Source organism: Oceanobacillus chungangensis (genome assembly GCF_003369565.1).
Lineage (GTDB): Bacteria > Bacillota > Bacilli > Bacillales > Amphibacillaceae > Oceanobacillus > Oceanobacillus chungangensis.
This window is the reverse complement of record NZ_PIOD01000014.1, coordinates 65,999-89,674: the sequence shown is the minus strand read 5'-3', so window position 1 is coordinate 89,674 and position 23,676 is coordinate 65,999. Positions and strand designations below refer to the sequence as shown.

General features: G+C 36.9%; 22 protein-coding genes. 13 read left to right on the top strand and 9 right to left on the bottom strand.

Annotated elements, in window-relative coordinates; genetic code table 11:
• The first annotated feature begins 98 nt into the window (after window positions 1–98).
• Window positions 99–563, top strand: a complete 465-nt coding sequence (locus tag CWR45_RS12885; protein ID WP_115750285.1) for an SRPBCC family protein — start codon at window positions 99–101, stop codon at window positions 561–563.
• Window positions 564–714: 151 nt separating this feature from the next.
• Here the strand turns inward: CWR45_RS12885 and CWR45_RS12880 are convergent, their stop codons facing one another.
• Window positions 715–1,920, bottom strand: a complete 1,206-nt coding sequence (locus CWR45_RS12880) for an aminotransferase (protein ID WP_115750284.1) — start codon at window positions 1,918–1,920, stop codon at window positions 715–717.
• On the bottom strand, window positions 1,917–2,420 hold the full coding sequence (locus tag CWR45_RS12875) for an Lrp/AsnC family transcriptional regulator (RefSeq protein WP_115750283.1): 504 nt from the start codon (window positions 2,418–2,420) through the stop codon (window positions 1,917–1,919). The genes CWR45_RS12880 and CWR45_RS12875 overlap by 4 nt, the downstream gene beginning before the upstream one ends.
• A 328-nt stretch (window positions 2,421–2,748) precedes the next feature.
• Between CWR45_RS12875 and CWR45_RS12870 the strand changes: the two genes are divergently transcribed.
• A complete protein-coding gene (locus CWR45_RS12870; protein ID WP_115750282.1) occupies window positions 2,749–3,189 on the top strand; it encodes a cell wall hydrolase in 441 nt (146 codons plus the stop codon).
• Window positions 3,190–3,360: 171 nt separating this feature from the next.
• Here CWR45_RS12870 and CWR45_RS12865 read toward each other — a convergent pair whose 3' ends face one another.
• Window positions 3,361–3,921 (bottom strand): NADPH-dependent FMN reductase, encoded by a 561-nt coding sequence (locus CWR45_RS12865; RefSeq protein ID WP_115750281.1) that lies wholly within the window; start codon window positions 3,919–3,921, stop codon window positions 3,361–3,363.
• Between the two features lie 185 nt (window positions 3,922–4,106).
• Here CWR45_RS12865 and CWR45_RS12860 point away from each other — a divergent pair, with 185 nt between their 5' ends.
• The gene (locus CWR45_RS12860; RefSeq protein WP_115750280.1) at window positions 4,107–4,649 is read left to right on the top strand and encodes a TetR/AcrR family transcriptional regulator; all 543 of its coding nucleotides are present in this window, start codon (window positions 4,107–4,109) and stop codon (window positions 4,647–4,649) included.
• Window positions 4,650–4,802: 153 nt separating this feature from the next.
• On the opposite strand, the gene CWR45_RS12855 is transcribed toward CWR45_RS12860, so the two are convergent.
• Window positions 4,803–7,853, bottom strand: coding sequence for an efflux RND transporter permease subunit (locus tag CWR45_RS12855; RefSeq protein WP_115750279.1), 3,051 nt, complete (start codon window positions 7,851–7,853; stop codon window positions 4,803–4,805).
• Between the two features lie 448 nt (window positions 7,854–8,301).
• Between CWR45_RS12855 and CWR45_RS12850 the strand changes: the two genes are divergently transcribed.
• The 5 genes from CWR45_RS12850 to CWR45_RS12830 all read left to right on the top strand — a co-directional run bounded on the left by CWR45_RS12850 (window position 8,302) and on the right by CWR45_RS12830 (window position 12,304).
• A complete protein-coding gene (locus CWR45_RS12850; RefSeq protein WP_115750278.1) occupies window positions 8,302–9,573 on the top strand; it encodes a hypothetical protein in 1,272 nt (423 codons plus the stop codon).
• An 83-nt stretch (window positions 9,574–9,656) separates the two neighbouring features.
• Window positions 9,657–9,953 carry a DNA-binding protein gene (locus CWR45_RS12845; protein ID WP_115750277.1) on the top strand — a complete coding sequence of 99 codons (297 nt, stop codon included), beginning with the start codon at window positions 9,657–9,659 and terminating at the stop codon, window positions 9,951–9,953.
• Window positions 9,954–10,003: 50 nt separating this feature from the next.
• Window positions 10,004–10,297, top strand: coding sequence for a hypothetical protein (locus CWR45_RS12840; protein ID WP_115750276.1), 294 nt, complete (start codon window positions 10,004–10,006; stop codon window positions 10,295–10,297).
• 368 nt (window positions 10,298–10,665) lie between these two features.
• The gene (locus CWR45_RS12835) at window positions 10,666–11,568 is read left to right on the top strand and encodes an ABC transporter ATP-binding protein (protein WP_115750275.1); all 903 of its coding nucleotides are present in this window, start codon (window positions 10,666–10,668) and stop codon (window positions 11,566–11,568) included.
• 1 nt (window position 11,569) lies between these two features.
• Window positions 11,570–12,304, top strand: coding sequence for an ABC transporter permease (locus CWR45_RS12830; protein WP_115750274.1), 735 nt, complete (start codon window positions 11,570–11,572; stop codon window positions 12,302–12,304).
• A 91-nt stretch (window positions 12,305–12,395) separates the two neighbouring features.
• On the opposite strand, the gene CWR45_RS12825 is transcribed toward CWR45_RS12830, so the two are convergent.
• Entirely contained in the window at window positions 12,396–13,166 is a 771-nt protein-coding gene (locus CWR45_RS12825; protein ID WP_115750273.1) for an SDR family NAD(P)-dependent oxidoreductase, read from the bottom strand.
• 178 nt (window positions 13,167–13,344) lie between these two features.
• Here CWR45_RS12825 and CWR45_RS12820 point away from each other — a divergent pair, with 178 nt between their 5' ends.
• Window positions 13,345–13,956 (top strand): TetR/AcrR family transcriptional regulator, encoded by a 612-nt coding sequence (locus tag CWR45_RS12820; protein WP_115750272.1) that lies wholly within the window; start codon window positions 13,345–13,347, stop codon window positions 13,954–13,956.
• Between the two features lie 157 nt (window positions 13,957–14,113).
• On the opposite strand, the gene pdxS is transcribed toward CWR45_RS12820, so the two are convergent.
• The gene (gene pdxS / locus CWR45_RS12815) at window positions 14,114–14,983 is read right to left on the bottom strand and encodes a pyridoxal 5'-phosphate synthase lyase subunit PdxS (protein WP_115750333.1); all 870 of its coding nucleotides are present in this window, start codon (window positions 14,981–14,983) and stop codon (window positions 14,114–14,116) included.
• A 137-nt stretch (window positions 14,984–15,120) separates the two neighbouring features.
• Between pdxS and pdxR the strand changes: the two genes are divergently transcribed.
• From pdxR to CWR45_RS12795, 4 genes are all read left to right on the top strand, one after another.
• A complete protein-coding gene (gene pdxR / locus CWR45_RS12810) occupies window positions 15,121–16,542 on the top strand; it encodes a MocR-like pyridoxine biosynthesis transcription factor PdxR (RefSeq protein WP_115750271.1) in 1,422 nt (473 codons plus the stop codon).
• Between the two features lie 21 nt (window positions 16,543–16,563).
• Window positions 16,564–16,998 carry an adenosylmethionine decarboxylase gene (gene speD / locus CWR45_RS12805; protein ID WP_115750270.1) on the top strand — a complete coding sequence of 145 codons (435 nt, stop codon included), beginning with the start codon at window positions 16,564–16,566 and terminating at the stop codon, window positions 16,996–16,998.
• A gap of 411 nt (window positions 16,999–17,409) precedes the next feature.
• The gene (locus CWR45_RS12800) at window positions 17,410–18,030 is read left to right on the top strand and encodes a DUF47 domain-containing protein (protein ID WP_115750269.1); all 621 of its coding nucleotides are present in this window, start codon (window positions 17,410–17,412) and stop codon (window positions 18,028–18,030) included.
• A gap of 14 nt (window positions 18,031–18,044) precedes the next feature.
• Complete coding sequence (locus CWR45_RS12795; protein WP_115750268.1) at window positions 18,045–19,046, top strand: inorganic phosphate transporter; 1,002 nt, start codon at window positions 18,045–18,047, stop codon at window positions 19,044–19,046.
• 102 nt (window positions 19,047–19,148) lie between these two features.
• On the opposite strand, the gene CWR45_RS12790 is transcribed toward CWR45_RS12795, so the two are convergent.
• From CWR45_RS12790 to CWR45_RS12780, 3 genes are all read right to left on the bottom strand, one after another.
• Window positions 19,149–20,153, bottom strand: coding sequence for a serine hydrolase domain-containing protein (locus CWR45_RS12790; protein WP_170138855.1), 1,005 nt, complete (start codon window positions 20,151–20,153; stop codon window positions 19,149–19,151).
• A 163-nt stretch (window positions 20,154–20,316) separates the two neighbouring features.
• A complete protein-coding gene (locus CWR45_RS12785) occupies window positions 20,317–22,230 on the bottom strand; it encodes a vWA domain-containing protein (RefSeq protein WP_115750267.1) in 1,914 nt (637 codons plus the stop codon).
• 99 nt (window positions 22,231–22,329) lie between these two features.
• A complete protein-coding gene (locus CWR45_RS12780) occupies window positions 22,330–23,205 on the bottom strand; it encodes an AAA family ATPase (RefSeq protein ID WP_115750266.1) in 876 nt (291 codons plus the stop codon).
• Between the last annotated feature and the right edge of the window lie 471 nt (window positions 23,206–23,676).

Here is a 23,676-nt window from a genome sequence, read left to right as displayed (position 1 = left end):
TCGTAGATAAAGCATTTATAATGACATGAATGATTTAATAATGTACATTCATTTTAGGAAAAGCTTGCTCTGATAACAGGATTGATGGAGGAATTATCATGAAAAAGTGGACAAGGGATATAGAAATAAATGCTCCAATTGAACAGGTGTGGAGTTATTTTGGCGGATCGCTGGAAGAAATGCAAAAAATCATGCCCCAGGTCGTTGATCAGAAGCCATTAAAAATAACAGAAGAAGTTGTTGGTAGTGTCTATCATCAAAAATATAAGGAAGGTAAACGAATTGAAGAATATGATGTGGAAACACTGGAATATTTGAATAAACAAGACCATAAAAAGATGAAAATCGGTTTTACACTTGCCAATATGTTTGAGATTACTGCTTTTTATGAATTACAAAAGCTAAATGAAAACAAAACATACTTGAAATATACAACTACTAATCGTCCATTAAAATGGTTTGTGAAAGTCTTTTTAATCTTTGCATCTGATAAAGTGGTCGTTGAATTCCTGGAACGAGTCAAACATGTAGCTGAAACAGAAACAAGCAAATCACGATTGTAAGTAACTATTTATACAGAAAATAAATAATACGACTCAGTCATGTTCTGAGTCGTATTTTTATATTTATATTATTCTGTAAAATTTTATCAAGTGAATCATCTTCTTATGGATGGACGACACTGAGAATGGTAAACGATAGTGTGGTTGTTGTTTATTTTGCTATTTCCAATGCAGCATTTTCCGTTCTCGCGAGAGATTCCATGTAACGAGCAATTCGATTCATCGCGATCTCTATCTGTTCAATGGAAGCAGCATAGGAACAGCGGATATAGCCTTCACCAGATGCACCGAATGCATTGCCTGGAACAACCGCTACTTTTTCCTGCTGAAGCAGGCCATGTGCAAATTCCTCTGATGTCAACCCGGATTTTTTAATCGATGGAAAAACATAGAACGCTCCGCCTGGGGTATGGCACTCCAGCCCAATCTGATTAAGTGATTGAACGATATAATTCCGTCGTCTCCAGTAGTTCTGCCGCATTTTCTCAACTTGCTCGGAGCTGTTACGTAAAGCTTCAATTGCTCCCATTTGCAGCATGGTTGGTGCACACATCGTGGTATATTGATAAATTTTTACCATGACATTGATTAATTCCTGTGGTGCAGCAAGGAAACCTAAGCGCCAGCCTGTCATAGCAAATCCTTTAGAAAATCCATTAACTAATATAGTTCGTTCATACATATTAGGAATGGCCGCAAAACTGGTAAATTCCTGATCATATGTCAGTTCGGCATAGATTTCATCGGAAACAACTAGCAGGTCATGTTTTTCAACGACGGATGCAATTGCTGTCAGTTCGTCTCTATTCAGGCTTGTGCCTGTCGGATTATTTGGCGAACATAAAAGAATAGCCTTTGTTTTGTGAGTAATTACTTCTTCAATCTGCTCAGGTGTCACCTTAAAGCCATTATCTGCGCTTGTTTCGACTCTGATTGGAACTCCACCGGCCATTGTTACAAGTGCGGCATAGGAAACGAAGGCAGGTTCGATGATTAATACTTCATCTCCAGAATTTATGATTGCTCGGAATGCAAGATCTAAGGACTGGCTGGCTCCAACCGTAACAATTATCTGATTTTCCGGCTGATATTCAACGAGGAATCTCTTATATAAATAATTGGAGATTTCCTGACGAAGTTCCAGTAATCCTGCATTGGCTGTATAGGCTGTTTGGCCTTCCCGCAGAGCTTGAATCGCAAGCTCTCGAATATTCCATGGAGTAATAAAATCGGGTTCTCCAACCCCCAGTGAAATAACGTCATCCATAGTTGCTGCCAAATCAAAGAATTTGCGGATTCCAGATGGTTCAAGTCCAATTGCTGTTTTGGATAGGTACTGCTGATAATCGATACTCATGGAGAAACCACCATTCTCCGGTCTTTATCTTCATTCCCGTCAATAATGACTCCATCGTGTTTATATTTTTTTAGCATGAAATGAGTTGTCGTAGATACCACATTTTCAATGGTTGCTAATTTATTCGAAACAAACAGGGCGATTTCCTGCATGGTCTTTCCTTCAATTGTGACCGATAAATCATATGTGCCTGACATCAGATAAAGCGAACGTACTTCCGGATAGCGGTAAATTTGCTCTGCTATCTCATTAAAACCAACTCCGCGTTGTGGTGTCACTTTAACATCAATCATCGCAACAATCGTTTCTTTTCCTTCAATTTTGTTCCAGTCAATCAGTGTAGGGTAGCTTACAATGATTTTTTCCTCTTCTAATTTCTTAATCAATGTATATACGTTTTCTTCGGTCATTTCTAGCTGCATTGCAATGGACTTGGCAGAAACATTGTGATTTTCATCCAATATCGCTAGAATATTCAACTCTTGATTTGTCAGCTTCAAACAATACGCCTCCGATTGCACTTTATTTATTGACTTACATTCTTAGATATATTACATGAGAATGCAATGTGAAAATTATAACATCAATCGGTATGAAACTAAAATATATTAAGAGGAGAATTAATAATAAACAAAACAACAAATTCATGTCGGTAAAGTATTAGTAATATGCACCAATACCAATAGGACAGAATAGTTGAATAAATACATAAAAAGAATGGAATAATGTTCGCTTTATGTAAATACATTAAAATCTATATAGCATTTTTATCTTCAATTAGGACATGAATGAAAGTTTTATAACATACAATATTCTGGAGGTGAAAATATGGCAAGAGTACCGTACCGAGAGGCGGACGTTGATTTAATGGCAAGGATGATGAGAGCAGAGGCTGAAGGCGAAGGAGTACAAGGAATGCTGTATGTCGGAAATGTTATTGTTAATCGTGCTGTAGCTGACTGTATTGACTTTAAAGATGTGAGAACAATTGAAGATGTCATTTTTCAGGTACAAGGAGGAAATTACTCTTTTGAAGCGGTTCAAAAAGGCAATGTGTTTTATCAAAGAGCCAGAGATACTGAAAGAAGATTAGCAAGAAGGAATTTGGAATCTTGGCGAGAACACCCAGCGAAATATGCTCTTTGGTACTTTAATCCATATGGACCGTGTCCACCAACATGGTACGACCAGCCTTTTACTGGTCAATTCAAAAATCATTGTTTCTATGAACCATTGCCTGGTACATGTGATAGTGTTTATATGGGATAGGTTGTTCAGAAGCTTTTATTGATTTTGGAGTGAAATGTACTCTTGGCTGTTTTGTGTAGTTTTATCAAAAAAAGGGAACCTCTTGTTTTGAGAGTTCCCTTTTAAGCATGATTAACATCTTATGCGCCTGTGGTAAAAGTAAATCTTCCTTGCTTAAATAACATTTTGCAATTAGTTTCTGATTGTTTTCAATGCAGTAGACCAAGCTACGACCTCATTCAACATAGTTTGAACTGTTTCTTCATGGAAAGGTGCTGGTTTAAAGGTTGTCATATTTTCAAAGTCTGTGAAGAGACTTAGTGCCGGGTGAGTGCCTACTGTTGCAACTTTTGGTACAGTTAGAATTAGACGCAAATTATTAGCTGCTGTAACTCCAAGAGTAGAACCATAGCTTACGATTCCAGCTGCTTTATTATTCCACTCGACATATAAATAATCGATAGCATCTTTCAAACCTGAAGTAATACTTTTGTTATATTCCGGAGTGACAAAAATAAACCCATCAAGCTCACTGATTTTTTCTGACCAAGCTTTTGCTTCTGGAGTTTGATAATCTTGTGTCATAATAGCAGGTACAGACTCATTATATCTTGGCAGATTATAATCTTTAATATCCACCAATTCAAATTCAACATCTGTTCTTTGATCTGCGATTGATTTCACCCATTCTGCCACTTGTATATTCACTCGTGCATCTCTTGTGCTTCCAGTAATAATACCGATTTTAACCAATTTAATTCCCCCTGTAATGTGTATTACAAAGCATGCTTATCAAACATCGCTTTGAAATATAAATTATTTGCTTTACAATTAAATTCTAGTACATAATTAAGGTCATACATACCGATAGTTCATCAAATTTGTCGTTTATACAACATATTGAAGAAATTGTTTAAAAAAGTAGGAGGGACTTGTAATTGACTCAGCCAAAGACGGATCCACGAATTTTACGTACTCGTAAATTAATTATGGATTCATTTATGGAACTTTCAGGTGAAAAGGAATTCAAGGATATTACCGTTAAGGATATTACAACAGAAGCGATGATTAATCGCGCCACATTCTATTATCATTTTGAAGATATATATGACTTGCTGGAAAAGGTATTGTCAGAAGTATTGTTAGTCAACTTGGATTGTGAGTTTTATAAGAATGAAAAGTTAAATGAAGAAGTAATTGTTAGTATTTTCATGGCAATCACAAATTTCCAGAAGTCACTATCTAATCGTTGTCATAGGGGATACGAAGATACCATCGCCCGTATTATTAGGGAACAGCTTGAAATTGTCTTTTACAAGTTGTTATGTAATCAACATCCAACCAAAGATGAGCAATCTCTTAAGGTCACTGCTGTTATGTTAAGCTGGGGGATCTATGGAGCTTCTGTTGAATGGAGAAGAAGTGGTAAGAAGGTATCGCCAGAAGAATATATTAAATTGGCCATTCCATTTTTAATCTGAAATTATCATTTATTAATCTCAATTACTGAAAAAAATCGGTACTAGGATCAAGCTGCCTAATACCGATTTTTTAGTGAAGAATGAACTTAACATCAAGTTTTCAATAAGTTCAACTTTCAAGCAAAATATACCCCCTCACCACTATTTTCCCTTCTACATAACTTTCAATTGTTGTTCCTCTTCAACTTTGATTTTTTTCTCACGATTAAATATGCTATAAAGTACTGGTACAATAAAAAGAGTTAGTATTGTTGAAGTGGAAAGCCCACCAATAACTACAACTGCTAGTGATTTAGAAACGATCCCAGCTTCACTCGAAATTGCCATTGGAATTAAGGCACCAACTGTAGCAATTGCCGTCATTAATATTGGGCGTATTCGAACTACACCGGCTTCGATTAATGCTTGGTGCTTCGTCATTCCAATTTTTTCGTTTTTCTGTACCTTATCAACTAGAACAATTGCATTCGTTACTACAATTCCATTCAGCATGAGCAGCCCAATCATCGCGGGCATTCCGATTGGCTCTTGCATCACAAATAGTCCGAGTAGAGATCCGATAACAGAAAACGGAATAGCAAACAGGATGACAAATGGTGCTTTTCCTTCCCCAAATGCAATTACCATGACGAGATAAACTAGAAAAATACTGACGATGATTGCAAGCCCTAAGTCTCTAAAACCATCAGCCATGACTTCTGATGTACCTTCTTCGTAGTAGCTGACACTATCTGGTAAATCTAAATTAGAAATCGCTTCATCCACTCTGCCAGCAACATCACCAGTGTTTGAATCTGTAATCAGTCCAGTAATCATTACGTATTCATTTGTATTTAGATGGGAAACAGCAGTTGGATTATTAACCTCTTTCAGTTCACCAATTTCTTGTAATGCAACAGGTATACCCATGACATTGTTAATTTCTTGTTCACCCAGCTCCTCAAGGGAAGCTACTTCATCCATTTTTAAGCCGAGTACAACATCTGTAGTATTCTCTTCCAACGTCATCGTTGTAACGACGTCTCCATTAATTAGTGATCGCAGGCTCTGACCAACCATAGCAGGCATAAGACCATGATCCGCTAGTTTATCCTCATTTAAATCCATTTCAATCTCAGGCTCTTCTCCTTCTAGTGAAGAGGTTACATCCGCCATTCCATCGACTTCTTGTAATTTAGCAACAATTTGCTCGCTTGCCGTTTTAATATCTTCGGAGTTAGCGCCATTTACTACAAGTGCGTATTGATTCTCTGCTCCACCAATAAGCCCGCCTACACCAGTTAAAGAAATAGAAGCAACATCGGGAACCTTCTCAAATTTCTCACGTAAATCTTTCACAAAAACCTCTACATCACCAACCGATTCTTTAACAACAAATGAAATGGAAGCATTCTCGTTTTCTCCATGTACATTCGTATTAACTAGTTCCACTTCTTCACTTGTAAGTAATATTTCTTCCACAGTACTTGCCGCTTCATTTGTCAATTCTGGGGATGTTCCTTTTGCCATTGTAATTCCGACATCATAATTATTCGTCTTTTCCTGTGGTAAAAAGGTAGTACCTAGTCCGGGGGCAATGAGTACAACAGATCCAACTAACAGCACTAATGCTATTGTTAAAGTAACGAATCGATGTTTTAATACCCATTGTAAACTTTTCCGGTATCCTTTTTGTAATGTATTTTCTTTATGTTCCTTAGGTTTCATTTTTAATAGAAATGTTTTTGACATAAGCGGTACGACTGTAATTGCAACAACAAGAGAAATCAAAAGTGAAATTACGATTGTCCATGCAAGTGGTTTAAAGAATCCTCCTACGATTCCGGGTACAAATGCCATTGGTAAAAATACAGCAACTGTTGTAATTGTCGATGAAGTAATGGCAGATGCTACTTCCCTAGTAGCTTCTTCGACTAGTTCTTCATCTCGTTCCTTGGATGTTCTTACTCTTCGGAACACATTTTCAATGACCACTATTGAGTCATCTACAACCCTACCAACTGCAACAGCTATCCCTGCAAGTGTCATAATGTTTAAAGTATATCCTAAAGCATTCATTAACATTAAGGATGACAGTATGGATAAAGGAATGGAAATAACTGCAATAATAGTAGAGCGAATATTTCTTAAGAATAGTAATGTAACAACGACAGCCATCAATGCACCAAGTAATGCCTCGCGAAGCATTGAATATACCGATTCTTCAATTTCGATGGACTGGTCTCTAAGTATTTCAGCTTTATAGCCTTCTGGGAGCTTAATTGTTTCGATTTCCTCTCTTGCTTGCTCAACTATCTCTACAGTATTTGCGCCACCCTTTGCTATAATCCCGAAGCTGACTCCGGGTTCTCCATTAATACGTGTAATATTACTTGTGTTTTCATTTTCATAGGCAATGTTAGCAATATCGCCTAAACGAACGGTTTCAAGTTCTGGCGGTGCTGTTGGCGATGTTATCTTCTGTGTGAATAATTGAATGTTTTCAACATCCGCGACAGATTCCAACTCTTTACTCACACGAACTGGGAGTACTTCATCTCCAAAAGAAATATCTCCAGTTGGGATTGTCAAATTATTCGCAGATATTGCTGTTTTTACATCTTCAAGCGTAATTCCTTTTTCTTTAAGTTCATCTGGCAAAAGTCGGATCGAAACGGTTTGATCTCCTGTACCGCCTACTATAACTTCACTTACCCCTTCAATAACTTCAATTCTTGGAATAATTTCCTCTTCTACATACTGCTGAACATTCCCCTGATTTTCTTCAGCATATATACCCATTGAGAAAATGGTTGGATCGGGTTCAGGTCCTGATAGAAAATACAACGGATCTTCTGCTAATTCAGGTAATTGAATCTTATCGACACTTGCTCTTACTGTTTGCTCCGCTTCCTCCATATCTGTAGACATATCAAATTCGAGTGTTGCATATACTGCATTTGCTACTCCGTCTGTATATACATTTTCTACTCCATCTAGATTTAGAAGTTCTCTTTCAACAGGCTCACCAATCTCCTTCATGGACTGTCCAGGTGAAGCTCCTGGATACGGAATAACAATTGTTAAATATGGAATATCTACACTAGGATACTTCTCAATATTAATTTCCTTTAAAGCATAAATACCGCCAGCGACCATAAGTAAAACAACTAGTAATAAAGCCACTCCATTTTTCATACTGAATCGAATAATTGATTTCAACATTACCGCTCTTCTCCCATCTTTAACTGAATTTGTCAATTTAGCTTTCTAAGTATATCAATACTTATCTATCAATTCGCTATATTTACAAATTTATAATATATAATTTACTTATGATTGAAATCATGCGGCAGATATATTTTTCTCTAAGTCTTAAGGCGTAGAGAAAAATAAACAACTGTAAAATGTATACGTTCTATATCGCTAGTTTATTAAAGGATTTTTCACTGGTAGTGATAGCTGCTGTTATTTATCCTTCATGCAACTGCTTTTTATTACTTGTTAAAGATTTCTAGGATGACTTTTAATGTCCGATTCGTTAAATAATCAATCAGATTATTACTATCTGAAATATATGGTAAAATTTAGAAGGAACTATATAATGGAAATTATCAATTAGAAACATCTTGTATTAAAGTGACTACTTCAAGTGAATCCCGAGGTGAAATGAATGGATACCAGAATAAAAGAATTAATCGATTCTACAAAATTAAAATTTGGATTGGATAATTATTATTTAGCGAGACAGAGCCTTAAGAGAAATGTAAACATTTTTAATGAGACTACCTATACCTTAAATATGGAATGGTTTCCAAATCATGAAAAGCAGACGGAAGATGAGGATTCCAACCCAGAAGGTACAGCGGTTATTGATATTGAACTGAATAGTCTTATGATAGAAAGTGTTATTTTCGTAGGCGGTAAGTCATTTGCAAATGGGATTAAGTTTAACAAGTATGACAGGGAAGAGATAATAAAATGGATTGAACAGGAAGCTAGAATTACGTACGGCAAACAGTTCGAATTTCATAAAGAAGTGGAGGATGAATTGTACTTTAAAGAATGTATTGATGGGGTTGCTGTTTCTCCCTATGGTTTTATTGAGATAAGATCAGATCAAGAAGGCAGGCTCACATTGTTCGCGATACATGGTCAATTTCCTGCTAAAGAAATGATAAAAGGGGACGTTTTTTCTCTCACCCTTGGAGATGTAACCCCGATAGTGAAAGAACAATTAAAATTGATTGAAGTCCCTTCGCATGAACATCAGCGATTCATTCCTGTTTATGGAATAGAGGAAATTTACATCACGAATGATAATCAAGCATCTACAATACCCTTTGAGTTTATTGTAAATGCAAGGTCATATTTAAAAGTGAATGAATCTTTGTACTGGGATAATCCACTTGATAAACCGTTTGACGGATTAAAGATAAATTGGACGGAAGAAGTAACTGCAGCACAAGCAATTTCTAATGAACGAAGCCCTGATTCATTTCCGATAACAGAGCAAGAGCAAGAAAAATGTATAATCGCGGTCAACGATTTTTTACGTCGGGAATACGCGGATGACTCCGGAAAATGGAAGCTGAAAACATTACATCGTGATAAAGGCTATATACACGCCACTCTGAGAGCTGCTCATCAAAATAATCATATATTTCAAAGGAAAATAACAATCATAATTGATGCAAAGCGCTTCAAAGTATTGAATTATATTGATAATAAACCGATGTTGGCGATGTTTGAGGAATTTGAAGAAGCTGAGAAAGTGACAATAGTAAAAGAAGATGCATATGAAAAAATTCAACATCTGCTAGAGCTGAAACCTTATTATGTTTATGATTTTGAACAAAAACAATATGTATTATGTGGGAAATTAGATTGTCAATATGGTGTGGATGCGGCAAATGGAAAAGTTGTTCGATTAGGAGATTTATAGTTATACGATATGTAAGTTAGATATCGTATAATATTTGATAGAAAAGATTGATATTAAACTATCGTTTACTAGGAGGAAGCACCATGGAATTTGACTTTATTTGGCTTGCAATAGGCATGGCTATCGCTGGTTACTGTATTGGGGATGGATTAAGAAATTTTAAAAACTCAGATGGGAAAACGCTCCTCGATTCCTTGGATGTTGATGACGAGCATGAACTAATTAAGGAAAATGATGTACATTATTTTATGGGGATATCGAAGGAAGATGCAAAATCTTTAATCCAAGAGCATTCAGACATTCCGCACATAATGATTAACGGCAAGGTTTACTATCCGAAAGCTAAATTGCGTAAGTGGTTATTGGATTTAGGGGAGTAAATCTCCTAATGCGATAAAAATAAGGTTTCCGAGGATAGGTGGATAAGGTTGTGAGAACATTATTAGAATTACTTCGTGTCATTATTATCATCGGTATACTTGGTGGGTTAGGTTGGCTGGTAATCGGAAACATTTACTCAATGAATGAGAAGGTGGAATCGTATTCGTGGCTTGGTGCAATCGCTATATTCGTATCGATCTTCGTTTTATATCGGAATAATTTGCAATTTTCAGGGTGGTATAAAGGAAATGGCAGAAATAAATTATCAAAAAAGGTTTCTTTGACACTAGTACTAGTGTCTGTAATATTAATTTTTTTACCATTTGTTTTATCTTCTTTTTGAGCTAGGCAGAATTAGTTTTATAAGCCTTGTCTAACAAGCTAACGCTTTTTCACGCGAAAATATGTATTTCAATAGGTATAAGAAAATAGTGCAAAATTGCTGATGGAGAGAATTACCATAATAAGGCCTCTAAAAACTTCACTGCCATCGGTATTAGTCATAAAGAAAACCCCCATTGAGGTACAATCTAACGACATTCATTCGACTAACAATCCAAATTAGAGAATGGTTCATTGATTATTGGTAATGATCAATGAAGTGGGTACATGCTATAACTAATAGTTGTACCTTTATTCAGTATATTCCCTATTTGTTATTTGAAAATTCTGTGTTAACATTAAATTATAATAATTATGGAGGGTGGACGAGTGGAGAATATAGTACAGTTTGACCAAGTAACAAAAAAATTTGGCAAGAAAACAGCAGTTAATGGTGTCTCGCTTGCAATTGAAAAGGGAACGACAGTAGCTATTTTAGGTCCAAATGGTGCCGGGAAAACAACGACTATTTCCATGATGCTTGGCTTAATGGAACCAACCGGTGGAGCTGTTAAGGTTTTTGATAAAAGTCCCAAAGAAGTTGCCGTACGTAATCGAATTGGGGCAATGTTGCAGGAGACTAGTGTCCTAGATATGCTGAAGGTCCGGGAAGTCATTGAAATGTTTAGGAGTTACTATACTTCGCCACTTTCTATGGAAGAGCTTATAGCATTAACAGGATTTAAAGAGGATGAATTAAAAAAACGGGCGAATAAGTTATCAGGTGGGCAAAAAAGAAGATTGGGATTTGCACTTGCGCTTGCGGGTAATCCTGACTTAATATTTTTTGATGAACCAACTGTTGGACTTGATATTACTGCTAGAAGGAAATTCTGGGAAAGAGTTGAAACTTTAAAATTACAAGGGAAAACAATTATATTTACGACGCATTATCTTCAAGAGGCGGATGATTTTTCAGAACGAATTATTCTCTTTAATAACGGGGAAATAATTGCTGATGGGAAACCAGATGATATCAAGCGTAACATTGCTACTCGAAGTGTATCCTTTCAAACAGACGACAAAGAAGTTATCGTATTGCTGCAATCTTTTGATGACGTCATTAGATGCTATGAAAAAGACGACCGGATTTACGTTGTAACTAGCAACACGGATGCAGTACTAGCGGAAATTTTCCGTCAAGGGGTTGATGCAAAGGATATTGCTATTGAACAGGGTCGTTTAGAGGAAGTATTTGAACATTTAACAACGGAAAGCAAGGAGGCAATTTAAGATGAATGCGATCATGACCCAATGTAAGTTTGAGTTGTTGCGCATTTTCCGTAATCCATATTTTGTATTTTGGACATTATTCATGCCGATATTATTCTATTTTATATTTACGAATATCGTAAACACCGGTGTACCAGACCAAGACGAGTGGCAAGCGTATTACTTAATGTCTATGACGACGTTTAGTGTAATGGGCTCTGCTATTATGAACTTTGGCATTCGTATGGTACAAGAGCAGACAGAAGGCTGGTCTACATTCATGAAACTTACTCCATTTCCTTCTTGGGCATACTTCACATCAAAAATGTTTGGTCAACTCATGATGCACTTGCTGTCCATCGTCATTGTCTTTATCGCAGGCTTTCTCATTAATGGGGTTTCACTGACAATTGGTCAGTGGATATTCTCTGGATTATGGATACTAATCGCTTCCGTCCCTTTTTTAGCATTAGGCTCATTGGTAGGAACAATGAAAAAGGTCGAGACTGCTGGTGGTGTCAGTAATATTATTTATCTGGCATTAGCTATTTTAGGAGGGATGTGGATGCCAATCCAGACATTTCCTGAATTGCTGCAAAATGCCGCAGAGTGGTTGCCATCCTATCATTTTGCGAGTGGTGCTTGGGAAATCATATCTGGTAACGCTCCTGATTGGAAGAGCTTTGTCATTTTAATATGTTATTTAATTGTTTTTATGCTGCTTGCTACATATATCAGAGGAAAGCAGGAGAACTGAAAAAAATAACGTGAGTAACAGTTTATTAGTGATAAGTGATAATCTAAAAATAGGGATACTGAATCAATAAAGATTCGTATCCCTGTTCTTTCTATCGTGAAGTATAACCCGCATCGGCATGTATTGTTGTGCCTGTAACATAAGAAGATGCATCAGAAGCTAGCCATAGGCTTGCTTGAGCAATCTCTTTTGGATCACCGAAGCGGTTCAATAGGCTTAATTGTGGAGCATATTCTTCTGCTGTGAAACCAAATTGTTCTAATGCACCGCGAAGCATCGGAGTATCAATTGCTCCTGGAGCTACGGAGTTAACACGAATATTTTGTGGACCATATTCCATTGCTGCAACTTTCGTCATACCAACCACGCCATGTTTTGCCGCAACATATGCAATGTTTTTTGGTTGTGGGCGGAATCCGCTTACAGATGAAATGTTAATAATCGAACCACCATTACCTTGCTTTTCTAATTGCTTAATCTCATATTTCAAGCAAAGAGCAGTACCAGTTAAGTCCACAGATATTAAGCGGTTCCAGTAATCCTCATCAAATTCTGCCACTGGCTTGTCATCTGGAGTTAGTGCAGCATTATTTACTGCTACATCCAATCTGCCGAATGTATCAACTGCGAATTGCACCATTGCCTGTACGTCTGCAGATTTTGAGATATCTACTTTGACAAAAGCGGCTTGTCCACCTGAAGCTTTTATTGATTCTGCTACTTCATTCCCTTTTCCCTCGTTAAAATCTGCAATGACAACCTTTGCTTTTGCTTCTGCAAATAGTCTTGCTGTCGCTTCGCCCATACCCATAGCTGCACCTGTAACGATTGCAACCTTGTCTTCTAATATTGGAAATGTCATTATTTTACCTCCTTTAAAATAAAAGATACAATATAAGATAGTCTTATATATTTATTATATGAAAATTATTAACAATTCTTCAATCATCAAAAAAGTTAAAATGTTTATTACTAAACAAAATAGACTGTTTTGTTTAGTAAAATTTGTAACCAATATACATAATGAGGTGAATGGGGAGATGGAAGCATTTTATGATAAAAGGATTCAACGCTCCAAGACAGCTTTAAAACAAACATTTTTAACATTGCTTTCTCAAAAGTCCTTTGATCAAATTACGATTTCAGAAATTGCTGAACAGGCAAATTATAATCGTGGCACATTTTACGCTAATTTTGAAACCAAAGAAAATTTACTTAACGAGGTTATCCAAGACGTTTTGGATGACATGATTATTCAAATACGGAATCCATATAGGGCAATGAAAAGGGTAAACATAAAGGATCTCCAGACAGAGGATATCACGTTATTTACATATTTTATTGAGAATGAAGCACTTTTTAAATTACTGCTAAGTGATCATATCCGAGTAGATTTTCGCTATAAAATGGCTAAGGCGATTGAGGAATTATTTATAACGGAATATGAATACGAGTTAGAGGAAGGAAGTACAGTAGATCCAAAATGGTTATATATCTATCGTTCCCATGGGATTGCAGGATTAATTATTCGTTGGATTGAAGAGGGATTCTCAGCATCTCCAGAGTATATGGCGAAACAAATTGTCGAGTTGATGACGATATCTACGAAGGTTTTTACTGTTAGGGGAGAGCTGGGATTGCAATATAAATAGATGCACTAAATTAAAGTGCATCCCTATTTCCTTTTCGGTTTCGATGTGCTCCGTCTTAAAGACAAGCGCCCGAGAATCAATCTCAAGCGCTCCTGGATCTGTCCTAATACTTAACAATCGACAAAACGAGACGAAACTCGGGTGGGAGACAGGCACCCTAGCGTTCTTGCATTCTCTCTTCTGCAGGTAGCTTAGAGATATCGATTCCCTTCATTGCGCTTCCAAGTTCTTTTGAGAGTTTGGCGATCAAATCGTAGTCTTGATAATTTTCCGTAGCACGGACGATTGCGTTTGCGAACTTCTCAGGATCCTCAGATTTGAAGATACCAGAACCTACAAACACTCCATCAGCACCTAGCTCCATCATTAACGCGGCATCAGCTGGAGTTGCAACTCCACCAGCAGCAAAGTTTGTAACTGGCAGCTTGCCGTCACGTTTGATTTGTTTTAATATCTCATAAGGTGCACCGAGATTTTTTGCTTCGGTCATCAATTCATCATCACTCATTAATGTTACTTTACGAACCTGTGCATTTACTTTTCTGATGTGGCGTACGGCTTCAACAATATTCCCTGTCCCAGGCTCACCCTTCGTACGGAGCATGGAAGCTCCTTCCCCAATTCGGCGGGCAGCTTCCCCTAAATCACGGCAGCCGCAAACAAATGGAACAGAATATTGGCTTTTTAGCAAATGAAATTCTTCATCTGCTGGTGTTAATACTTCACTCTCATCGATATAATCAATACCCATTGCTTCAAGTACTCTTGCTTCAACAATATGACCGATTCGAGCCTTAGCCATTACTGGAATTGATACGGCATTTACTACTTCTTCAATAATCCTCGGGTTCGCCATGCGAGCAACTCCGCCTGCAGCACGAATATCAGAAGGTACTCTTTCTAATGCCATAACAGCTACCGCCCCAGCAGCCTCGGCGATTTTTGCTTGCTCTGCATTGATGACATCCATGATGACGCCGCCTTTTTTAATTTGAATGAATTCCTTACTTAATGTATCTGCTTCGATTGTATTTACCAATTTCTCCACTCCAATCTGAATTAATCATTGCATTTTTCTGAATATAACTTATTATAGTAAGTAAGTGACTTGGTTGGAAGTGTCAGATTTGTAATATTGATGAGGTCAGTAAGAGGTGATATTAATTGGAAATGCTTGCTTGTAATTTAAATCGAAAAAGTGATGTCCCTTTATATGAACAATTGTATCGGTACATTAAACTTGAAATTGCTGAGGGGCGCTTAGCATATAATTCAAAGTTACCATCGAAGCGGAGACTATCCGAATACCTAAAAATCAGTCAAAATACGGTGGAAACTGCGTATGATCAATTGATTGCGGAAGGCTATATTGAGGGGGTGGCTCGGAAAGGATATTACGTGCTTGCATATGAGGATTTAGAATACGTGCAAACGTCCACTACCATCTCGAATCAACAGCATGAAATTGACGAGGCATTTTCATATGATTTTCATCCTAGCAGAATTGATTCTGAGAATTTCCCATTTGCGAAGTGGCGCAAATATGCGAAAAGCGCGATTGACCGCGAACATCATCGCTTACTATTACTTGGTGATATGCAGGGGGAATATGGGCTGCGTCAAGAAATTGCAAACTATTTGTATCATGCAAGGGGAGTTCGCTGTTCGCCAGGTGAGATTATCATTGGTGCAGGAATAGAAATTCTTCTGCAGCAGCTCGTCCTATTATTTGGCAATGAAGCGATTTATGGTGTCGAGGATCCAGGGTACCATGTGATATCACAAATATTAGAAAGTTATCCGAATAAAATATATCCTTTAGAAGTGGATGAGGAAGGAGTGAAGGTGGAGCAAATTGAGAATTCAAAGATAAATATCGTTTATGCTACGCCGTCCCATCACTTCCCATACGGTTCAGTACTTTCTGTTAATCGCCGTGTCAAACTATTAAACTGGGCATTAGGTGCAGATAATCGATATATAATAGAAGATGATTATGATAGTGAATTTCGATATAGTGGCAAAACGATTCCATCATTACAAAGTATGGATCAGGCAGAAAAGGTAATTTACTTAGGAAGCTTCTCTAAATCGCTAATCCCTTCATTACGAATCAGCTATATGGTGCTGCCATACCGATTATTACGGACTTATAAGGAAAAGTTATCCTTTATCAATTGTTCCGTTTCAAGAATAGACCAGCATATATTAGCAACATTTATGAAGGAAGGCGACTTTGAACGGCATTTAAACCGAATGCGAAAAATCTATCGACGGAAATTAGATCGAACTGTTGATTTGTTAAAACCTTATCAAGAAAAGATTGCAGTAATAGGTGGGCAGTCTGGTTTACATATTGTCATTGTTGTTCGAAATGGTATGACAGAGCAAGAACTCGTTGAAAGGGCAGCAGACGGTAATATTAAAATTTATCCAATATCCTCTTATTCAATCGAGAAAGAAGTTGAAACTCCACCCAAAATAATTTTAGGTTTTGCAGGAATATCGGAAGATGAATTAGAAGGAGCAATCAATCATTTGCTCGAAAAATGGGGTATCTTCAGTCCTAATCGTCGTTCAAAATGAAGAAGGAATCGAGATGAAAATATGAATTTAAAGAATCGGGCGCTAGGAAGACATGTATTAATTGATTACTATGGCTGTACGACGGAAATTATTGAAAACAACGGATTAATCGAGCAATATATGCAGGAAGCTGCTGATTATGCTGGTGCGAGGGTTGTAGAATCTGTATTTCATCATTTCAATCCATATGGCGTTTCTGGTGCAGTCATAATTGCTGAGTCACATCTTACAATCCATACTTGGCCAGAATATGATTTTGCATCAGTAGACGTGTTCACATGTGGAGATGAGGTTGACCCAAAAAAGGCAGCCGATTATTTAACGATAAAATTACAGGCAAAGAAAACAGAGTTAACGGAATTGCCACGTGGAATAGCTAAGAATATTAAACAGTTTGCAAATCAGCGGGATAAGGACAAACAAGAGAAAATGGAGATGGAAAAAAGCGAAGGATAATCTTTGTAGCTCTTTGAGAATAATCGGGATTGACTCTGAATAGTCGGGGTCAATCCCGATTGTTTTTTCTTAAGATGTAAGAAAGTATATAAACTTTTAAGTAAAACAAATCTGTTACAAAAGGCTTAGCACAGAAAAGTTTTTCAACAATGAAAAAAAGTAGGTTATAGGAAGAGGAATTCGGGTAATAGTAAGTAAACCGCAATCTATAATTATAGCAAAAATCAAAAAGCTATTCTACATTTAATGTAAATTTTCTGTAAATAATATGTAAAGTTTTTGTATATTTTTTTGCTGATACCCCTTCTATTCTAGTCTAATATTCGATATAATAACTAAATTATTGTCATACATATATTGCGACTCGAAGTTAATGATAGTAATGAAAGTATAGTTTATAGGAGGATTCACATGGTTTTTAAATCAAAAAAAGATAAATTTGCTGTTGCGCTTCACGAGATGGCCGAGAATTTAAAAGAGAGCGCTGATTATTTTGCGGAATATAAAATAAGAGAAATTAGTGACCTAAAGATTTTCTCAGATAAAATGAAGGAATATGAACATCGAGGAGATGACATAGTTCACGGTATTAATACTGAATTGAACAATACATTTATTACACCAATTGAGCGTGAGGATATCATGTTCTTAACAAATAGTATGGATGATGTATTAGATGGTCTTGAGGAATGTGCAGCCTTATTTGAAATGTATTCAATCGTGAATATTGATAAATATATGTTGGATTTTGTAAAGAATATTCGCGAATGTACATATGAAATTACGAGAGCAGTAGAGCTGTTAACATTGAAAAAGTTAAAGGATATGCGTGATCATGCAATAAATATTAAACGAATAGAGTCTAACTGTGATGAACTCGAACGCCAATCTATTAAAAAACTATTTGAAATTGAAAAGGATCCAATCCGTATCATTCAATATAAGGAAATTTATGAAAGCTTTGAAGAAATTGCTGACCACTGTGAGAAAGTAGCAAACACACTTGAAGCAATCATCATGAAAAACGCGTAAGGGGTCCTCTAAAAATGGATAGTTTATTAATCATTACAATACTTATTGTTTTTTGTGCTCTTGCATTTGATTTTATCAATGGTTTCCATGATACAGCAAACGCAATTGCAACTTCTGTTTCGACAAAGGCGTTAAAACCAAGACACGCAATTATTCTTGCTGCAGTAATGAACTTCGTCGGGGCAATGACATTTACAGGTGTAGCAAAAACTATTACCAAGGATATTGTCGATCCATTTACATTACCAAATGGTTCTATGGTAATTCTTGCTGCACTGCTGGCTGCAATCGCCTGGAATCTAATTACTTGGTATTTTGGTATTCCAAGTAGTTCATCCCATGCATTGATCGGTTCAATCGCTGGGGCTGCCATTGCTGCAGCAGGATTTGCTGAAATTAAATGGAATGGTTTTTTAAATATTCTTACAGCCTTACTTGTTTCACCTGTTCTTGCGTTTACAGTTGGATTTATCGTTTACACAATTATTAAGTTTAGCTTTCGAAATCGTAACTTGGCAAAAACGAATAAACAGTTCCGAACAGTTCAAATTGCCACTGCAGCATTACAATCCTATTCTCATGGTACGAATGATGCACAAAAGGCAATGGGAATCATTACAATGGCATTAATGACCAATGGCTATGTGATGACAGATGATGTACCATTTTGGGTCCAATTTTCCTGTGCGTTAGCTATGGGATTAGGTACATCTGTTGGTGGTTGGAAAATTATTAAAACCGTTGGTGGAAAAATTATGAAAATCCGTCCAGTTAACGGTGTAGCTGCTGACTTAACTGGTGCAGCGATTATTTTCGGTGCCACATTGATTCATTTACCAGTTAGTACAACCCATGTAATCTCATCCTCTATTATGGGAGTGGGATCTGCACATCGCGTTAGAGGCGTGAAGTGGGGCACAGCACAGCGGATGATTGTAACCTGGGTCATCACATTGCCGATTTCGGCTACGCTTGCTGGTCTGTTTTATTTTATTTTGAATATGTTTTCTGGGTAAAGTGAATGTTGCTTGGCCTTTGCAACGTTTAACACACACATTACGTCATTAAATTAACATCAAAAAAGCAACTGAATGATTCAGTTGTTTTTTTAATACTTTTTAAGATAAAAGAGATTTATATATTTCTCCAATAATTCCTTCCATTTGATGTACACCCAATTCTGCATTTGTCATGATAACTGCACCTTTCTCTAAATAAGGAAAAGCTGCCATCATACATTGAAAACCTACTCCCCAACCGAGTGATGTAATTTCTAGTTGTTTTTCGGATTCTTCAAGGAACACACCTAATCCAGTCCAAGCCTTACCTCTTTGTGGGCTTATCATTTCTTTTGCTAAACTTTCCGAAATACCCAACTTGCTTTTTCCATTTATAGCATTTATTATCTCAAGAACTAACGCCGCCAAATCCAATGAAGTTGTCCATAGTCCAGAAGCTGCTGGATAAGGATATATAGGATATTTTCCATCTATTAAATTACCGTTTTTGTTATGACCGCAAGAAAAACTTTCTCTATTCATTTCCAACATTGTTGTATTAAATTGGCTATTTACCATCTCTAATGGCACAAATATTTGCTCCATCATCACTTGATGAAACGGTTTTGCAGTAACATCTTCTATCAGTTGCTGAATAATACAAAACCCTGCATCCGAGTAGTGGAACTCACTCTCAGGTTCACACTTCACATCAATGCGAACTTTACAGTAAGACGTTTTCCCCGCTAATAATTCAACCATCGAATGGACCCCTATTTTCGAATTTAGTTCAGGAAAACTACCTTCTGGGTCTTTAATTCCAGATTGATGACTTAATAAATTTCTCAATGTAACTTTTTTGTTTTTAGTAAAATCATTTTCTGGAACTTTCCACGATAAAAGGCTTTCATTTACATCATCATCTAAATCAAGAAGCCCTTCCTCTACTAACTTTATAGCAAGCATACCTGTTAAGAATTTGCTAATGGAACAAGCGCTAAAAATAGAATTATCATTTACTTTTCTATTACTATCTACTTCTAATAAGCCATGATTTTCTGTTCCGCTGATTTGACCGTTCTCGAGCGTTGTGATACTTAAACCTGGTACATTATAATGGGTCATTCGGTCTTCAAGGAATGTTCTTTAATTTCATCGGTATCCTCCTAAAATAGTAATATTTAGAATTATAGCACGAATATATGTTCTGGTATATATAAATCAATAAAAAGAATACGAATTAATAAAATTGAGACACTAATTCATAAACGGAATTAGTGTCTCTGCTTTATATCGATTTTAATAATAGTTTCTTAAGAAGTGGTGCGAAGTGTTCTGGTAGTTCTGAAACGCTTGGAATCATGAGACGCTCTTTTCCATAGATGTTTTTCATCGTCATGTCTTCTCGTTCTTTTACTTCACCATCTGCAAGGAACATACCGACAACATCGATATTTTTCTTACGTGCCTCCGATACAGCTAAATGTGTATCAATGATTCCATTTTGGTCATAATTGGCTGCAGCAGGTTCTCCGTCTGAGAACACGAGCAAAAATTTATGTTTTTCTCTTCTTGCAACTAAATCTTCAGTGATAACACGAATACTAAAACCGTCACGATTATCTTCTTGAGGTTCTAATTGCATAATCCTCGAGCCATTATTTTGATAGAAGGAATCAGTATAGGCATTCACAATATGGAAGTAGTTTGGCTGGTAACCTTCCTTCACATCATTTGCATCCTCCCAGAAACCAATGATTGAATGTGGTATTTTCAAATAGTTGAGTACCTCATGAAATAGGATAATCCCTTTTTTTGTTTCGGCCATTTTACCGTGCATTGAGGCAGAGCAATCAACTAATAACGTGAATACCGCATCGATCTCTTTGGATTCTTGGTTCTTTTTATAAAAGATTCGCGGATTCTCATCGATTACTATAGGAAGCAATTTTTTCGATAGGCGACCAAATACTAAATCCTTCCGTGGTGCATTTCGTTTATGCTCCAATGTTTTTTCAATCGTATTTGCGAGTTTTCGTTTATATGCTTCGATTTCCTGAACATATGTTTGATACATTTTTTCATCTTCATATGTTGGTGTTTCAGTATCCTTAATAATCTTGACGGCATCATTATTTTCTTCACCGTATTTACTCTCACTTTGGTTTCCTTGACTCGTATCTTTCTTTGCTAAAGATTCAAGTTTTGAATAGTCATTTTGTTTACTTTCACCTGACGTACCTTGGATTTGGGCCATTGCTTGGTCTGCATCCTGAGCTTCTCTTGCACCATCGCCAAGTAGGCTAGTCTTTGTCCCTTGATCGAGCTCAAATTGCAGAAAGGTTTGGTTCGATTCTCCGTTTTTATTCTCGCGATGCCAGGTAGAAAATTTCTCATCAATAGCTTCACCTTGATCATCGTCAACCTCTTCTTCTTCATCATTCACTAAATCATCTTTTCGAATGAGTTCATCGAATAATGTATTTCGTTTAAATTGCTCAATATGTGCGACTGGAAAAATAAAATATTCATTAATCGAGTCATCGTATTCTCTGCTTACTAGAAAGACGATTTGCTCACAAATATTCGTAATATCGCTTGTACTTTTCGCTTCAAATAACGTATATAACAGGGCTTTGATTCGCTCTAATTGGTCTAGTTGCCGGTCATTTGCTCTTGGAAAATATGGGTCTGGACTATTCGATTGTAAGAGTAAATAAATGAGGCAAAACAACTCGTCTGTCGCGAAGCTCCTTGTAACATTTGTATCTAATTGTGTTTCAAAATAATGCTTTAGAAAGTCTCTTCGGATTGTAAATAGCCTCGTTGTGCCAGGTCGCTCTTGCTTTATCTTTTCCTCCAGACGGATATCCTCGAGCAGCGTAAATAATTGTGCTGCAAACTTAGGGATGCCTGCTTCATCAATGGTACCTAAATACTGCTGCATCATTTGTACATTGGAATAGTGTAATGTGCCAATCGTTCGTAAGTACACATCCGATTTATGACCAGCTTCCTTTGCTGTTTCATTTGCTGTGTCCCAAAAGCGACTTGCAGTTACTTTATGATTGATAACATCAATAAACGATCCAAAGTTGTATTCGAAATTTATTTCAGGATCACCAGACAATACAGTAGATAAATCCTGTAGCTGTAAAAAAATATTCGTATCCACTCGTGAATTATCATGAAAACGATACATCTAGCATCCTCCTATCTAAGCATTTAGAAAATATAAAAACTTACTTACTACATAAGTGACTAAGGCAGTCACCGAAAGGCCTCGTGACTGCCAAGTTTTCTAAAATAGCGTTTCTGTCAAGTTCATTACAAATTCTCTTTCTCTCTCTTCATCTAACTTATCGACGATAGAGCGGAGAATAGCTCGTTTTGCTGGGATAATGGAGCTCAGATCACATGCATCTAATAGTGCACGAATGGATGCTGCATCCTCAGAAAGCTTTCCTTGTGAAACAGCTGTGACGAGATCGCTTGATAATTTGACAAATAATTCGATTGTTTTTTCGTTTGTAAGTTTTGTATTGGTTTGAATCAAATTCCGTAATTGATCGCCCTCAATGTATGGGACTTCAATCACAATAAATCGATTCTTCAATGCTTCATTAAGTGGTACGGTTCCAATATACCCTTCATTGATAGCTGCAATTACACCAAATTCTTCTTCAGCCGTAATAACTTCATTTGTAAATGGATTTGTTATCGTTCTTCGATAATCGAGTACTCCATTAATCAGTGGCAATGTTTCTGGTTTCGCCATATTAATTTCATCAATATATAATAAAGTCCCACTCGTCATTGCATTGATTACGGGACCTGGAATAAATTCAATCACTTGTTTCTCGCCTTCATATGCTAAGGTCTTAAACCCGAGCAAGCTTTCTGCGTCCAAATCTACGGAACAGTTGACACTGAACATTGGCTGATTGAACAGGTAGGATAGTGTCTCGGCAAACTTGGTTTTACCTGCGCCTGTTGGACCTTTTAATAGGATGTTTTTTCCCATACTTAAAATCGAAATTGCATCGATTAATAAGTCTATATGTGGCGGAACATAGCCACCTTGACGGATTAATTCTGCAAACTGTGGTTTTACTTCATTTCGTTTTGTATTTAATAGTTCTTCAATGTTCTCTGGCAGTTGATAATTTATGTTCATTGTAACGCTCCTTCCATGTCATATTGTAAGCTTTTTTGGCGAAAATCACAAAGAATCTTTATTGTTACATATTCTTCCTGATCAGCCGCTACGGAAATACACTACGCGCATCCTAAGGCGGCTGGTGAGCCTACTTGTGCTACGCACTTCGTAGTCTCGTCCTGAGGCCTTTCCTCCCACAGGACAAGAAAAACTTCGGCAGCGTTGCATCGCACGATGAAAATTGAACTTTATTTTCGGGGAGTCTCCGTGTATTTCCTCCGCTAGGGTGGTGCTGATAAATACACTCGTTTCTCCCTTTAGGATAAAAAGCCACTTCCCTTTCATGTGGCAGTTGATTTTAGCGAGGACAAGAAAATCCCGCGGAATGCGACTGTCCGCTTGCTGCAATAAACATAACTATTTCGACCTGTTTGCATGATGTCAGTTAAAATCCTTTCTAATCTAACTTTCTAAGAAAATTCAATGATA